The following is a 15,962-nucleotide window of genomic DNA, read 5'->3' as shown; positions in this document are numbered from 1 at the left end:
CCTTATTCACAAGAACGCGCTCTTCTTCAAAACAGTTCCTGACTGTCCTCTGTACGGCTGCACTGCCCGATGAGCTTCTGACGCGGTAGCACGCGCTAACCGGGCGTTCTTAACGTAGAGCACTTTAATGTAATTCATCATGATTAATAACTGCCGTTATGGTGATTATTGGAAATAATGTTAAGTAATTAACTAATTAAAAGGTTTTACTCTGAATTAGATCGAGATCAAAAAAAGAATAATTTTTAAGATGAATCCGATTCTTTTTTAGTTACCCTATTCAGTCACTTAACGCAAATTTTAATAAAATCCCTTATAAATCAGATCACAAATTATAAATCAGCATATTGCCTGTGGCGGGCAGGCTGCTATAGTCACGCCCGTACACAAGGAAAGTGTGCGCTCTGCCTGCTTTCCATGCTTATTTTTTACAGGAATAAATATGAGCAACTCTTATCAGAATGAAATCCCCAAAGCCCGCGTTAACATCACGTTGGATCTGCATACCGGCAACGCCCAAAAGAAAATGGAGCTGCCTTTGAAGCTGCTGGTCACCGGCGACTTCAGCCACGGTCAGGAGCAGCGCGCGCTGTCCGAGCGTGAAAAAGTCAACGTGAATAAAAACAACTTCGACAGCGTTCTGGCGGCGTTCTCCCCGGCTCTCAATATTTCCGTGGAAAACACGCTGGCCAACGACGGCAGTGAGGAAAACGTCCGGCTGACTTTCCGCGAGATGAAGGACTTCAAGCCGGAGCAGGTGGCGCGTCAAATCCCACAGCTTAAGGCGATGCTGGCGATGCGCAATCTTCTGCGCGACCTGAAGGCCAACCTGCTGGATAACGTCACCTTCCGCAAGGAGCTGGAAACCATCCTGAAAAACCCTGCCCTGAGTGACGAACTGCGCACCGAACTGTCCGCCCTGGCAACGGAAAAAGCCTGATTGCTGACGCCTGGTCCCGAACACTTCAGGTTGCAGCACGGCGGCAGACGGGCAGCTCCCGGCAGGCTTACTTAAGCCGCCAGGCGAGCAGCTGACGCATTTGCAGCAGGAAGCGTGACGGAAATATTAATGGACTAATACAAGAGAATGCTGATGTCTGTACAAAATGAAACCTCCTCTGCCGGTACCGCTACCGTGCTCGATCGCCCTGCTACGGGCGGTGTTTACGCGTCACTGTTTGAAAAAATCAATCTGAGTCCGGTAACGCATCTCAGCGACCTGAACGTCTGGCAGGACAACCAGGCGATGTCCGATGCCAGCGTCGACGAACGCGTAACCGCCGCCATGAAGGTGCTGGTTGAATGTCTGAACCAGTCCGGTTCGCAGGTGGATAAACTGGATAAAACCCTGCTGGATCACCATATCGCGCAGCTGGATGAGCAGATCAGCCGCCAGCTTGATGCGGTGATGCACCATGACGAGTTCCAGAAAGTCGAATCCCTGTGGCGCGGCCTGAAGTCGCTGGTGGATAAAACCGACTTCCGTCAGAACGTGAAGATAGAAGTGCTCGATCTGTCGAAAGAGGATCTGCGTCAGGACTTCGAGGACGCGCCGGAAATTATCCAGAGCGGCCTGTACGCGCACACCTATATTGCCGAATACGACACGCCGGGCGGCGAACCGATTGGCGCGCTGATCTCCTCCTGGGAGTTTGACGCCTCGGCACAGGACGTGACGCTGCTGCGCAACATCTCCAAAGTAGCCGCTTCCGCGCATATGCCGTTTATCGGTTCGGTCGGCCCGCAGTTTTTCCTGAAGGACAATATGGAAGAGGTGGCGGCGATTAAAGATATCGGTAACTACTTCGACCGCGCGGAATACATCAAGTGGAAGTCGTTCCGCGAAAGCGATGACTCGCGCTACATCGGCCTGACCATGCCGCGCGTGCTCGGGCGTCTGCCGTACGGCCCGGATACCGTGCCGGTACGCAGCTTTAATTATGTCGAAGAAGTGAAAGGCCCGGATCACCACAAATATCTGTGGACCAACGCCTCATTCGCTTTTGCCGCCAACATGGTAAAAAGCTTTATCAACAACGGCTGGTGCGTGCAAATCCGCGGGCCGCAGGCGGGCGGCGCGGTGACCGATCTGCCGATCCACCTGTACGATCTCGGCACCGGCAATCAGGTGAAAATCCCTTCTGAGGTGATGATCCCGGAAACCCGCGAGTTTGAGTTTGCCAACCTTGGTTTTATCCCGCTGTCGTACTATAAAAACCGCGACTATTCATGCTTCTTCTCCGCCAACTCAACGCAAAAACCGACGCTGTACGACACCGCCGACGCCACGGCCAACAGCCGAATCAACGCGCGCCTGCCGTATATCTTTCTGCTGTCGCGCATTGCGCACTACCTGAAGCTGATCCAGCGCGAAAACATCGGCACCACTAAAGATCGGCGCCTGCTGGAGCTGGAGCTGAATACCTGGGTTCGCGGCCTGGTGACGGAAATGACCGATCCGGGCGACGAGTTGCAGGCTTCCCATCCGCTGCGCGATGCCAAAGTAATGGTTGAAGATATCGAAGACAATCCGGGTTTCTTCCGCGTCAGGCTGTTCGCGGTGCCACATTTCCAGGTGGAAGGCATGGACGTCAACCTGTCTCTGGTTTCCCAGATGCCAAAAGCGAAAGCGTAAGGCGGAGACGGGATGAAAACGCAACAGCCGCTGTGGGATCGGGGCGTCATGGTCTCGCCACAGCATTTCCAGCAGCAGGCCGCGTATGCGGCCTGGTCAGCGGAATGTATCGCACAGAGGGGACTGAATCATCCCTGGGGCGTAATCCGCGCCGAATTTGAACCCGAGATCCTGAAGCTGGGGCGGCTACAGGCGCGTCATCTTCACGTGCGCTTCCAGGACGGCACGCTTATCGATACCGACAACGGCGACGATCTGCCGCCGGCGATCGTGCCGGAAGGTCAGGAGGTCGTGGTCGTGCTTGCGCTGCCCTTGCTCAGGGCGAACGGCGGCAACTGCCTGCGTCCCGATGAGGTTGCCGAACGTCCGGTGCGCTATCGTCAGCGCTGGCGCGACATTCGTAACCAGTTTGGCGGCGATACGCGCCAGATTGCGGTGATCAAGCCCGAGCTGACGCTGCGTTTTGCCCATCAGGACAACAGTGATTATCTGGTCTGTCCGGTAGCGCGTCTGAAGCAGGACAGCCAGAGCGGCTGGACGCAGGACGAGACTTTTCTGCCCGCGATACTTACGGTGCAGAGCAGCCCGTGGCTGCTGTCGCAGCTTGACCTGCTGATGACCCAGCTGCGCACCCGCCTTAACCGGCTGATGGCCATGCGCCGCGAAAGCAACGAGCGCATGGCGGATTTTGCCGTTGCCGATGTCTCGCTGTTCTGGCTGCTCAACGCGCTGAACAGCGCCGAACCGGTGCTGAGCCAGTTTCTGCGCTTTCCGCAAAGCGCGCCGGAGCGGCTTTATCCTGAGCTGGCGCGTCTGGCAGGCAGCCTGCTGACCTTTTCGCTGGCGCATCAGGTCAGCGCCATCCCGGCTTATCAGCATGCCCGGCTGAACGACGTTTTCCCGCCGCTGTTCGCGCTGTTGGGCGATTTGCTGGAGGCCAGCCTGCCGTCGCGGGTGGTGCCTGTCGCTCTGGAGCAGGATAAGCGGCTGCGTCAGTGGCTGGCGCGCCTGCACGATCCCCGACTGCGCGAGGAGGCGGATTTCTATCTTTCCGTCCGTTCGCCTTTGCCTGCGGCACAGCTGCAGGAGCAGTTCCCGCGCCAGTGCAAAGTCGGCAGCCCGGATTACGTTACCGGGCTGGTAAACGCCTCGCAGCAGGGCATTCCGCTGAAGCCGCTGCATCACGTGCCTGCGGCCATTCCGCTGCGCCTGGAAAACCAATATTTCGCGCTCGATCTGTCGCATCCGGCCGCCGCAGAGATGCTGGCAAGCGGGAACTGCATGTTCTACGTGCCGGGCATGTTGGGCGAACCTGAACTTGAACTGTTTGCGGTGCTGAGAACATGAGCCAGAAAGAAGAGTGTGATATCGACGCGCTGCTGCAAAACACCTGGCTGCAGGTCATCAGTCTGCGCCATGGCCCGGTATTTGAGGAGGGGGAAGGGCGCGTACTGTGGGAGCGCTGCGTGGCAGAAGCGGAACAGGTGCAGCTGGCGCTTAGTGAAGCCGGCTACGACGAACAAAGCCGCGAGCATATTTTGTATGCGCAATGCGCCCTGATTGACGAGGTCGTTAAGGGGCGCGGCGTGCAGGATGACGCCTGCGTGCAGTGGTATCACATGCCGCTTCAGGGGCATTTCCTCGGCACGCTGGACGCTGGCGACAGGCTCTGTAACCGCATGAGAGAAGTCCTGCACGAACCTGCGCCAAATCCTGCCGTTCTGACCTGCTTCCAGCGCGTGATGCTGCTGGGTTTCCTTGGCGGCTATCGTTCGCTGAACGACCCGGAACGGGAAAAGCTGGTGCAGGCGCTGAACGATCAGGTTGCACCATTCAGCGGGCCGCGGACGCAGAGCGTACTGGCGGAAAGTAAACCCGGTCGGGGGCTCGGCGGCTGGCTGGCCAGCTGGTCGCTGCGTATTGGCTTCTCGATCCTGCTACTGGCCGCCGTCTGGTGGGGGCTGGATCGCTGGCTGAGCAGCCTGGTGGCGTCGCTGCTGCCGGGAGTCGTGCCGTGAGTCCCGGACTGCAACGCACGCTGGCGTTCTGGGCCGGGCTGCTCGCTGCCGGGCTGTGTCTGCTTTTTCTGCCGGTTTCGCGGTCTGTTGCCGTGGTACTGATGCTGTGCTGGTGGGCGCTGATTATCGCGATGCTGGCCGGTCGGCCTCGTCCGGCGCAGGAAAACGCATTATGTGCCGACGATCTTCCTGATACCGCTTACCGGCAGCCGGTGGTGCTGGTCTGTGGCGACAGCGCGCAGGCGTGGCCGGATGACGCCTCGGTGTTGACCGTAGCGCACGGCTGCTGGGTGCGGGTGGCCAGGCATCAGGCGCTGGACGCGGTAGGCCGTCAGCTATTGTCCCTGCGGCCGGAGTGGGGCCGCCAGCTTTCGGTGACGATCGGTATTTCTCCTCAACAGCATCAGGACTATGAAGCCCTGACCAGCCAGCTGCTGACGCTGCGCTGGCAGCTCGAGCAGCTACGGCGCGAAACCGGCTATTCCGTGCCGCTGGTGCTGTGCGGGCAGGTAGGTAGCGCGATGATCGACGAGCCTCTCTGGCAGGCGGCGATGCCCGACGAGTCGGTACGCGTCTGGCGCGACAGCATGGCTCCTTGCACGCTGAGCAGCTGGCTGGCGGCGGGCGGATACGCGGCCTGGCAGCAGCAGGCGCTGTTCAACAGCCTGACGGCGTGGCTTCAGCGACACGTTGAGGCGGTATTCACCGACGGCGCGCGGCCAGTCTGCGTCGTCCGGGGGCTGAGCGCGGTGATTGATGGCGGCGCGTCACCTTCTTCCCTCTGGATCCGCTGGATGCAGCAGCATAGCGCGCTGAACCGCGTCAACGGGTGGCTTCCGGCAGGATCTTCCTCGTTATCTTCACCGCTGCCGGAATGCGTTCTGCCGCTGTTGCCGGAGGGCGGCGGCCTGACGCCACCCCAGCGCGCCTGCCGCTACGGCCTGGGACTGTTCGTTATCGCGGCGATTGTCGCGCTGTGCAGCAGCGCCTGGAACAATCGCCAGCTGGTACAGCGCATCGCGTTCGATATCAATGATTACCAGCGTATCGCCATGGACGACTACGCGCCGAAAGCGGCGGCGGTCGAGGTGCTGCGTCAGGATGCCGCCGGGCTGGATAACTATGCCCGCAACGGCGTGCCGCTGCGCCTCGGGCTGGGGTTATATCAGGGCGGACGACTGCAACGGCCGCTGCTGGAAGCTATCCGCGCCTGGGTTCCGCCGCCGCCGCCACCGGCGCCCGTCGCGGAGAAAGTGCCGGAAACCGTCCGCCTCGACAGCCTTTCGCTGTTCGATACCGGCAAAGCGGTGCTTAAACCCGGCTCGCTGAAGCTGTTGGTTAACGCGCTGGTGGATATCAAAGCGCGACCGGGCTGGCTGATTGTGGTGGCCGGGCACACCGACAGTACCGGCGAGGCGCAGGCCAACCAGCAGCTGTCGCTGAAGCGGGCAGAAGCGCTGCGTGACTGGATGCTGCAAACCAGCGACGTTTCGCCGACCTGTTTTGCCGTGCAGGGCTTTGGGGCCAGTCGCCCCATCGCCACCAACGCTACCCCCGCAGGGCGCGCGTTAAATCGCCGGGTTGAAATTAGTCTGGTGCCGCAGGCAAACGCCTGCCTGGCGGCAGACCATCCCCAAACGTCATCACAGGATGATGACATAACAGCAAACCCTGAATAGTTCGGGCTGTCTCGCGGCGTCCGCTGAGCGCATTTTCCCATGCTGTGGTCGGGGAAAACGGCGGCGGCCAGCCAGAAGGCGGCACAAATTAGGACGGGATAAAAAGGAGAAGTAACACATGGCAATTCCAGTCTATCTGTGGCTGAAAGACGACGGCGGCGCGGACATCAAAGGCTCCGTGGATGTGAAAGATCGTGAAGGCAGCATCGAAGTGTTGGCGCAGGAACATAACCTGTACATCCCGACCGACAACAACACCGGCAAGCTGACCGGCACCCGCGTGCATACGCCGTTTATGTTCGCCAAGGAAATCGATTCCTCCAGCCCGTACCTCTATAAAGCGGTGACCACCGGCCAGACCCTGAAATCCGCCGAGTTCAAGTGGTATCGCATCAACGATGCGGGTCAGGAAGTGGAGTATTTCAATACCAAACTGGAGAACGTCAAGCTGGTGAAAGTGGCTCCGCTGATGCACGACGTCAAGGACGCCTCGAAGGAGAAGCATAACCACCTGGAGCGTATCGAACTGCGCTACGAAAAAATCACCTGGACCTATAAAGACGGCAACATCATTCATTCCGACTCCTGGAACGAACGGACTACTGCCTGATAAGCCCCAGCGGGCGGTTCGCCGCCCGCTGTTTTATTTGCTGAGCCACTGCTGAGCGGCGGCTCAGCAAATAATCCCACCTTCTGACCTGATGCGCTTCGGGTTCCTCACAGCAGGGAATAGCGACGGGCGGTAGCGTGTCTGAACCTGATTAATTACGGAAGAGAGAAGAACATATGGAAAACCAGTCGGCCGTTCTGCTGCGTCGTTTAAATCCGTTCTGCGCCCGCGCGCTGGAGGCCGCCGCGTCGCTGTGCCAGACCCGCGCCCACAGCGAAATCCGCATTGAGCACTGGCTGCTGAAGCTGCTGGAGCAGGGCGAAGGCGATATCACCGTGCTGGCGCGTCGCTATGAATGGGACATGGATGGTATCTGGCAGGCTCTGCTGAGCTGGCTGGATAACGTACCGCGTTCGGTGCGCACCCGCCCTGGGCTTGCCGACTCGCTGCTGGCGCTGATTAAGCAGGCGTGGCTGATCGCCTCGCTGGAAGACGATGCCGCCCATATTCGCAGCCACCACCTGCTGGCGGCGCTGACCGATAAGCCGTCGCTGGTTGGCTGCGAAGGGCTGTGGCCGCTGCTGAGCCTGAGCCGCAGCCAGCTGGATCGCCTGCGTCCGCTGCTGGACGCGCAGTCCGACGAGCGCCCGGAAGTGCAGCAGCAGGAGAGCCTTAACGTCTTATCCACGACGCTGGGCGAGGCGGAGGAGCAGGCGAACGGCAGCGTATCCGGCGGTACGCTGAGTGAAGCCTTACAGGCGGCACTCGACAAGTTCACGCTCGACATCACCGCCAAAGCGCAGGCCGGGCTGATCGATCCGGTATTTGGCCGCGATACCGAAATCCGCCAGATGGTCGATATCCTGTCGCGCCGCCGCAAGAACAACCCGATCCTGGTCGGCGAGCCGGGCGTCGGCAAAACCGCGCTGGTGGAAGGGCTGGCGCTGCGCATTGCGGAAGGCAACGTGCCGGGCAGCCTGAAAACCGTCTCGCTGCGTACCCTTGACCTGGGGCTGTTGCAGGCTGGCGCGGGCGTAAAGGGCGAATTCGAGCAGCGTCTGAAAAACGTTATCGAAGCGGTACAGCAGTCGGCGACGCCGGTGCTGCTGTTTATCGACGAGGCGCACACCATTATCGGCGCGGGCAACCAGGCGGGCGGAGCCGATGCCGCCAATCTGCTGAAGCCGGCGCTGGCGCGAGGCGAGCTGCGCACTATCGCCGCCACCACCTGGAGCGAGTACAAGCAGTACTTTGAGAGGGATGCCGCGCTGGAGCGCCGCTTTCAGCGGGTGAAAGTTGACGAGCCGGACGACGAGACCGCCAGCCTGATGCTGCGCGGCCTGAAATCGCGCTACGCGCAGCACCACGGCGTCCATATCTCCGACGACGCGGTAAAAGCGGCGGTCACCCTGTCGCGCCGCTATCTGACGGGACGTCAGCTGCCTGACAAAGCGGTGGATCTGCTGGACACTGCCGCCGCGCGCGTGCGTATGAGCCTGGATACCGTGCCGGAGGCGATCACCGCTCTTAACGCGCAGATCACCGCGCTGGAAATGGAAAAGCAGGGGCTCCAGGAGGATCTCGCTCTCGGCGAGACCATCCGTAACGGACGGCTGACCGAAATTGAAAGCGGGATTGCCGCGCGTCGGGATGAGCTGGCGATCCTGGAGGCACAGTACGATCGCGAAAGATCGTTAACGCAACGGCTGCTGGCGTGCCGTACCGACATCAGCCGCCAGGCCGAAACGGGCGAGCTTCAGCAGCAGCTGCTGGCCGTCCGGCAGGATAACCCGCTGCTGGCGCTTGACGTTGACGCCCGTACGGTGGCTGGCGTGATTGCCGACTGGACCGGCGTGCCGCTCTCCTCCCTGATGAAGGATGAGCAGGCGGAGCTGCTGACTCTGGAAGCGGAAATCGGCAGGCGCGTGGTCGGCCAGGATGCGTCGCTCAATGCCATCGCACAACGCCTGCGCGCGGCGAAAACCGGGCTGACCGCTGAGAACGGTCCGCAGGGCGTGTTTCTGCTGGTCGGGCCGAGCGGCACCGGCAAAACCGAGAGCGCGCTGGCGCTGGCCGACGTGCTGTACGGCGGCGAGAAGTCGCTGATTACGCTTAATCTGTCGGAATATCAGGAGCCGCATACCGTCTCGCAGCTGAAAGGCTCGCCGCCGGGCTACGTCGGCTACGGCCAGGGCGGCATCCTCACCGAGGCGGTGCGCAAGCGCCCGTACAGCGTGGTGCTGCTCGACGAGGTGGAAAAAGCGCATCGCGACGTGCTCAACCTGTTCTACCAGGTCTTCGATCGCGGCTTTATGCGCGACGGCGAGGGGCGCGAGATCGATTTTCGCAATACCGTGATCCTGATGACCTCCAACCTCGGCAGCGACGCTATCATGCAGCGGCTGGAAGAGAACCCGGACGCCACGGAAGGCGAGTTGCAGACGCTGCTGCGCCCAATGCTGCGCGACCACTTTCAGCCCGCGCTGCTGGCGCGCTTTCAGACGGTGATTTACCGCCCGCTGAATGAAACCGCGATGCGCACTATCGTGGACATGAAGCTGAACCAGGTCAGCCTGCGCCTGGCGCGCCACTACGGCCTGAAAACCACCCTGGGCGAGAGCCTGCCAGCGGCGCTGACCGCCGCCTGCCTGCTGCCGGATACCGGCGCGCGCAATATCGACAGCCTGCTTAACCAGCAGATCCTGCCGGTGCTGAGCCAGCAGCTGCTACAGCAGATGGCGGCGAAGCAGAAACCGCAGCATCTCCGGCTTTACTGGGATGAGGAAGAGGGCATCGTGCTGGAGTTTGACGGCCCGCAGGCGGACGCGCTGTAACCCCTTAACCCGAGGGGGATACCTTTGTGCCCCTCACAGTCAGCATTTATCCCACCAACAGACAAGGTAATAAAAATGAAAACGCAAAATATCCCGGTTTCACCCGCTTTTATCGCAATCTCCTGGATCGCCATGCTTGGCGGCGTGCTGGTCTACCTGTTCGGCCTGTGGCGTGCCGACATGCAGCTGAATGAAAAAGGTTACTACTTTGCCGTACTGATCCTCGGGCTGTTTTCCGCCGTTTCGTTGCAGAAGACCGTGCGCGACCGCTTTGAAGACATACCGACCACGCAGCTTTACTACTTCATCTGCCTGCTCTCCTTTACGATCGCCGTGATTTTACTGGTCACGGGCTTGTGGAACGCCACGTTGATGCCCAACGAAAAGGGCTTTTACGGGGTGACGTTCTTTATGGCGCTGTTTGGTGCCGTTGCGGTGCAGAAGAACACGCGCGACAGCTTATGCAACGTTCAGTCCGCGCCGAATGAGTTACAGGATCAGCCTGCGCAAGATTAAGCCCTGACTGGACTTCTCCCGCTTTATCCACAGGGAAATAGCCACGCTGCCGCACGCGGCAGCGGCCTGATAAGGACATCATATGAGCATAAATCCGGTTTCTTTTTTCAGCCACAGCCACCACCTGCTGGCGGTGCGCGACTGCCAGGCGCAGCCAGACGTGCTGGCCTTCCGGGGCGAGGAGCGCCTGAGCGAGCCGTTCAGCTGGCGCGTTGAGTTCACCAGCGCCGATTCCGGCCTCACCCGCGAGGCGATGCTGCTGAAGCCGGCCTCGCTGACCCTGCGGGCGCCGGTCAGCCAGGGGATGGGGATCCGCGTACAGCGGCCGGTGCGCGTGGTGCAGGGCGTGGTGACGGGCTTTGAGCGCCTCGGCACCTCCGCCGACCAGACCCTCTACGCCGTGACGCTGCGGCCGCGCCTCGCCCTGCTGTCGCGCAGCCGCCACAACGCCATCTATCAGGACATGTCGGTGCCGCAGATTGTGGAGAAAATCCTGCGCGAGCGGCACGGGATGCGCGGGCAGGACTTCGTCTTTACGCTGGCGCACGACTATCCGCGTCGCGAGCAGGTGATGCAGTACGGCGAGGACGACCTGGCGTTTATCACCCGCCTGCTGGGCGAGGTCGGCATCTGGTTCCGCTTCACCCCGGACGCGCGCCTGCACATTGACGTGGTGGAGTTCTACGACGGCCGCCAGGGCCACGTGAAGGGGCTGACGCTGCCGGCCGTGCCGCCGTCCGGGATGCACGACGCGGGCAGCGACTCGGTATGGAACCTTGCCAGCCGCTCTGTGGTGGTGGAGAAAAGCGTCAGCGGTCGCGACTACAACTACCGCAACGCCATGCAGGACATGAACGTCCATGCCGACGTCACCGGCGGCGACGACACCACCTGCGGCGAATCTTACAGCTGGGGAGGTAACTACCTGACGCCGGGCGAAGGGCCAGAAGCGGCGCCGGAAAGCGGAACCTTCTACGCCCGCCTGCGCCACGAGCGCTGCCTGAACGAGCAGACGCGGCTGTCGGCGGTGACCTCCTGTCCGACGCTGGCGCCCGGCAGCGAGCTGAGCGTGACCGGCGGCCAGGAGGTCGGCGGAGCGTTTCGCAGCGGGATGCTGGTTACCGCCGTGGTCAGCACCGCGCGGCGCGACCGCAGTTTTGAAACCGAGCTTGACGGCATCCCGCTGAACGACCGCTACGGCTTCCGGCCGATCCCGCTTCCGCCGCCGGTGATGGCCGGCACGCTTCCGGCGCGGGTCACCAGCACCACGGTGAACGACACCTACGGCCACATCGACCGCGACGGGCGCTACCGCGTCAGCATGATGTTTGACCGGGCGGCGTGGGAAACCGGCTTCGAGAGCCTGTGGGTGCGCCAGGCGCGAGCCTATGCGGGCGACACCTGCGGGCTGCACCTGCCGCTGCTGGCGGGCACGGAGGTGGCGATAGCCTTTGAGCACGGCCACCCGGACCGGCCGTACATTGCGGGGGCGCTGCACGACTCGGCGCACGGTGACCACGTCACCATCCGCAACTTCAGGCGCAACGTGCTGCGCACGCCGGCGAACAACAAGCTGCGGATGGACGACACGCGGGGGCAGGAGCACGTCAAGCTCAGCACGGAATACGGCGGCAAGAGCCAGCTGAACCTCGGCCATCTGGTGGACGGCGAAAAGCAGAAGCGGGGAGAGGGGTTCGAGCTGCGCAGCGACGGCTGGGGCGCGATACGGGCGGGCAAGGGGCTGTTTATCACGGCGGACGCCCAGGCGAAGGCGCAGGGCGAACAGCTGGAGATGGCGTCGGCGCTGTCGCGGCTGTCGGCGGCGCTGGCGGAAATGCGCTCCCTGGCGGCGAGCGCGCGGCAGGCGCGTGCGCTGGCGGCGGACGTGGGGCGGCAGCAGGCGCTGCTGGAGGAGAGGCTGGAAGGGCTGCGGCGGGAGGTGCTGCTGTGCAGCGCGCCGGCGGGCGTGGCGGTGGCGAGCGGGGAGGACATGCAGCTGTCGGCGCAGGAGAGCCTGACGCTGACGGCGGGGAGGCAGCTGGACGTGGGGGCGCGGCGGGATTTTACGCTGTCGGCGGGCGGGCAGGTGAGCCTGTTCGGCCGGGAAGGGGCAAAGCTGTTCGCATCGGGCGGGGATATTGACGTGCAGGCGCAGGGGGGCAGCCTGACGAGCTGGTCAACGGGGGACACGCACCTGTCGAGCGGTAAAAAGCTGGTGGTGACGGCGCAGGACGAGCTGACGCTGGTGTGCGGCGGGGGGTACATCAGGCTGAAGGGAGGGAACGTTGAAATCGGCGGGCCGGGCAGGCTGCTGATAAAGAACGCGGGGATAAAGAAGGCGGGCGCCGGGAGCCTGCGGGGGGTGATGAAGTCTTTTGAGCCGGAGAGTTTCGACGAAAAATTTGTTGTCACCCACGGCCTGACCGGCCATCCCGTTGGAAATCTGCCTTACCGAATTACCATGCCGGACGGAAAAATAATTGAAGGCGTAACTTCTGCCACTGGTGAGACAGAATTGTCCCAGTCCGAAGTGGTTGAAGATATGATCTTATCTGTATTGCCAAAAAGATCATAGTTGATATGAATGAAATGGCAGGAATTTTATTTCCTGCTTATTTTTTTAGTTGATGTGAATCGAGTCATCTTAAATAAAATGAGTACTCCTTTTATTATGGGGTAAGTTAAGTGGTGATGGTAACTATAAGGGTGTAAAATCCTTTTTTAAAAAAAGTTAAACTCATGAGGGAATAAATTTATTAATCATAAAAAAGATAACGCGGATAAGAGTGAATAACACCATGATTGATGGAGTGTTATTATGAAAGGCAAAAATGAAAATAGTATCAGTACCGGCCTGAAACTGGCCCTGGTCGCCGTTTTGCTGTTAGTGGTAGTCGTGGCAGGAGGCTTTATTTTATTACCGATGCTGCAAACCGTGGGAGGCAGTTTTGGCTACGGTTATCCCGGCGCTTCAGGGGGGAGGGCAATAAGGGATGTTGAGATCGATGTCGAGCCACAGGTAGTTTATCGCATCGACGATCATCGTTTTTTTACGTTTGAGAAATATCTGGACTGTAACAGCGGCGGCTTTGTTTATTATAATGACACTAATAAAAAAATAAAGATATTTGCCGGAATAGAAGGTCATGATAAAAAACCGCAGGATGAAGTTTCGGTAATGCAGGAAAATAACGTCTTGTCTTTTAAAGGTAAGTTTATTTATGCCGCCAGTGATAATGTTATTGCTTACCCAGACAGAAATGTTGATTACAAATATGGCGGGGCAACTCATTTTATTATGAGTGGCAGTGTTGATGGTAAAATAAATTTGTTTGGCTGGGGTGAGATAATCCCAAGTTACAATATTTTCATAACGGACGGTGCCATCTTTGCCCAGAAAAGCTCTTCGAGTAAGCTCATAAGAAAATTAACGCGAGCTGACGAGAAAGGAAGCGAAACTGAATGGATTGAGTTATCAAGTTTAAAGTTAAACAAATTATCACAGGACGATCATTTTCACTGTAATGATAAAATAAAACCCAAACGTGTAAGGTATATTAAAAACTGACAGGGAGTAAGTTTCAATGGAAATAAAAAATGAACCCACCCGTGACGTAGGTTGTTTTTTTGATGATAACGGGAAGCCTGATTTTCGCAGTTGCCGCTCACCTAAAAGCGTGAACGTCAGGGCAGAGTGCAAACTGCCTATGCATTATCCAGGTATTATCATTTTTGTACACGGCGTAAATTCTAACGGCGAATGGTTTTCCTCCGCTGAGAAAAATATTTGTGTGGGGTTAAATACACGCCTGGGTCTAAATGGTACTTCATATGCCCTTAAGCCCAACAAATATAATTGTGATACTCCCGCTGCTGATAATTATAAAAAAGATCGTCAGTTACTGAATGCCGGTGAGGCAAATTCTCCGGTCGTTCGGTTTTATTGGGGATATCGTGCCGCTGACGGAGAAGAGGATAGCTGGCAAATCCCGCTGGTCAACCGGCAGAATGAGGATTATCACCAATTAAAAGAGCAAGGATTGAAGCCAGAAGCGCTGCGGGAAAAAGGCCCGTGGTTCTGGGGAGGCGGACCATTCCAGAACGGTACAAACAATCTTGTCTCTCTCTGGAGTGATACGGGGTTTAATGAAAGAATGCGTTATCTGGGCGTGGAGGTGCAAACTTTCGCGCCGGACTTTGATCGCCTGTTAAAGACGGCGCCGCCGCGTAAATATTATGCCCATGCGGCCAGACGTCTGGCAGATTTGCTCAATAGCATTCGTGAAACGTACCCACAGGACACCGTCAGCGTTATTTCGCACAGTCAGGGCACCATGATAGCTCTTGCCGCCACGCTGCTTGCGGATAAAGCGCCGGACAGCCTGTTTATCCTTAATTCACCTTATGCCATGAGTACAAAGGTTACGGATTATTTTTCATTGCCGGATAAAGAGCTACTGTCGGACAGGGCGCGGGAACAGACGTTAGAGGCGATTATAAAAAAAATAGCCGAGCGTGCCACCGCTCTGCCGGCATATAAATATATCGACCTGTGTGTTGGTCAATCGGAGGATAAACAGCCCTGGACGCCGGCGATAAGCCATAAATCTAAAATACCGCTGACGAGCATCACCTATACGCCTGATGGTATCGAATCATCGGGTGTTAACTACCCTGCGGTAAAAACCAAAATGCGCAAAGATGTCACCACATCCGATCGCTGGATCCCTGAACGGGATAACCACGGACGTCTGTATATTTACTGTAATCCACATGACAGGGTAATGGGATCATCACCGCTGTTAAGTCTGGGCTGGCAGGGGTTGCCGAACAGCGGACTACAGCAACAACCACACAGGTTAATAACAATATACAAGGGCCATCTTTTTCAACGGATGATGGCACGTGCCACGCCCTGCGGTACGGCACCGGATCCTAAAACCCCTTTCTGGCCGTTACCGGACGGCAAACCTTTCTGGGACGATGATGGTGATTTACTCACCTATAATACGCCCGCTTATCAGACTCTCAATATTAATGCGGAGGAGGTTCCTGCTCCTATTCTGGCCTCCGAGATGCTCGATTTTGATGAGAAACGTCCCGACGATGGCGAGCGCTGGAATAAAAAATCCTAAGTTAGCTAAAGGAACCGGCTGGGGGCAATCATCGGAAGTGGAAATTAGTTCAGGCCAGAAAGTTATGACCCCCAATGACGATACCTTTAATAACTTTGTGGTGCTGTATCCAAAAATCCAGGTACCTACCGGTGAATACCGACCCTCCGGCAAGGATTACCCTAAAGCTGAACCCGTGATGCGCCCGGAAACCGATGAGGAGCGGCGCATCCGCGTCGGCGCCTTTATTTCTCAGCCTACCGATCACAGTACGCTACCAAAGAGCCCACAATTTATGCGTCAGATCGTTGCCTACGATTTACCCGTTGGTTTCTGTGATGCGACCTGGGACAAAGCCTTTATGGCAAAGCTGCGTGATATGGCGGACTGGACCAAAGGCTACAACAGCTATTTCAACACGGGTAAATTGCCCGACGTACCCATGCCTCCTGAAATCTCTACGGAAACCGTTTCCGCTGCAAAAAAAGCGGAATGGGAGGCGATCAACAAAAAGCTTAACGCACAGGGCAGACCATCCACGTCAACTTATTAAGGG

General features: G+C 58.4%; 12 protein-coding genes. All 12 read left to right on the top strand.

What is annotated here, in order from left to right; translation table 11 throughout:
• The first annotated feature begins 442 nt into the window (after positions 1–442).
• The 12 genes from tssB to ACVWZ0_RS18555 all read left to right on the top strand — a co-directional run bounded on the left by tssB (position 443) and on the right by ACVWZ0_RS18555 (position 15,959).
• The gene (tssB, locus tag ACVWZ0_RS18610; RefSeq protein WP_253458501.1) at positions 443–940 is read left to right on the top strand and encodes a type VI secretion system contractile sheath small subunit; all 498 of its coding nucleotides are present in this window, start codon (positions 443–445) and stop codon (positions 938–940) included.
• A gap of 147 nt (positions 941–1,087) precedes the next feature.
• Entirely contained in the window at positions 1,088–2,635 is a 1,548-nt protein-coding gene (gene tssC, locus ACVWZ0_RS18605; RefSeq protein ID WP_253458504.1) for a type VI secretion system contractile sheath large subunit, read from the top strand.
• Positions 2,636–2,647: 12 nt separating this feature from the next.
• Positions 2,648–3,982, top strand: a complete 1,335-nt coding sequence (gene tssK, locus ACVWZ0_RS18600) for a type VI secretion system baseplate subunit TssK (protein WP_253458507.1) — start codon at positions 2,648–2,650, stop codon at positions 3,980–3,982.
• Positions 3,979–4,653 carry a type VI secretion system protein TssL, short form gene (gene tssL, locus ACVWZ0_RS18595; protein WP_253458510.1) on the top strand — a complete coding sequence of 225 codons (675 nt, stop codon included), beginning with the start codon at positions 3,979–3,981 and terminating at the stop codon, positions 4,651–4,653. The genes tssK and tssL overlap by 4 nt, the downstream gene beginning before the upstream one ends.
• Positions 4,650–6,332, top strand: a complete 1,683-nt coding sequence (locus ACVWZ0_RS18590; protein ID WP_253458513.1) for an OmpA family protein — start codon at positions 4,650–4,652, stop codon at positions 6,330–6,332. Before tssL ends, ACVWZ0_RS18590 begins: the two co-directional genes overlap by 4 nt.
• Positions 6,333–6,450: 118 nt before the next feature.
• Entirely contained in the window at positions 6,451–6,942 is a 492-nt protein-coding gene (locus tag ACVWZ0_RS18585) for an Hcp family type VI secretion system effector (RefSeq protein ID WP_253458518.1), read from the top strand.
• Between the two features lie 176 nt (positions 6,943–7,118).
• On the top strand, positions 7,119–9,776 hold the full coding sequence (gene tssH, locus ACVWZ0_RS18580; RefSeq protein WP_253458521.1) for a type VI secretion system ATPase TssH: 2,658 nt from the start codon (positions 7,119–7,121) through the stop codon (positions 9,774–9,776).
• A 75-nt stretch (positions 9,777–9,851) separates the two neighbouring features.
• Positions 9,852–10,292, top strand: coding sequence for an inner membrane protein YiaA (yiaA, locus tag ACVWZ0_RS18575; RefSeq protein ID WP_253458524.1), 441 nt, complete (start codon positions 9,852–9,854; stop codon positions 10,290–10,292).
• Positions 10,293–10,374: 82 nt separating this feature from the next.
• Entirely contained in the window at positions 10,375–12,867 is a 2,493-nt protein-coding gene (locus ACVWZ0_RS18570; protein ID WP_253458527.1) for a type VI secretion system Vgr family protein, read from the top strand.
• A 243-nt stretch (positions 12,868–13,110) separates the two neighbouring features.
• Positions 13,111–13,860 (top strand): T6SS immunity protein Tli3 family protein, encoded by a 750-nt coding sequence (locus ACVWZ0_RS18565; RefSeq protein ID WP_253458530.1) that lies wholly within the window; start codon positions 13,111–13,113, stop codon positions 13,858–13,860.
• Positions 13,861–13,876: 16 nt separating this feature from the next.
• A complete protein-coding gene (locus ACVWZ0_RS18560) occupies positions 13,877–15,427 on the top strand; it encodes a T6SS effector phospholipase Tle3 domain-containing protein (RefSeq protein ID WP_456784508.1) in 1,551 nt (516 codons plus the stop codon).
• Positions 15,428–15,491: 64 nt separating this feature from the next.
• Entirely contained in the window at positions 15,492–15,959 is a 468-nt protein-coding gene (locus ACVWZ0_RS18555; protein ID WP_456784506.1) for an effector protein Tle3 domain-containing protein, read from the top strand.
• The last annotated feature ends 3 nt before the right edge of the window (positions 15,960–15,962 follow it).

The organism is Erwinia sp. TECH1 (assembly GCF_054057575.1).
The sequence above is the reverse complement of the archived record's forward strand: the minus strand, read 5'-3'. Positions and strand labels throughout refer to the sequence as shown.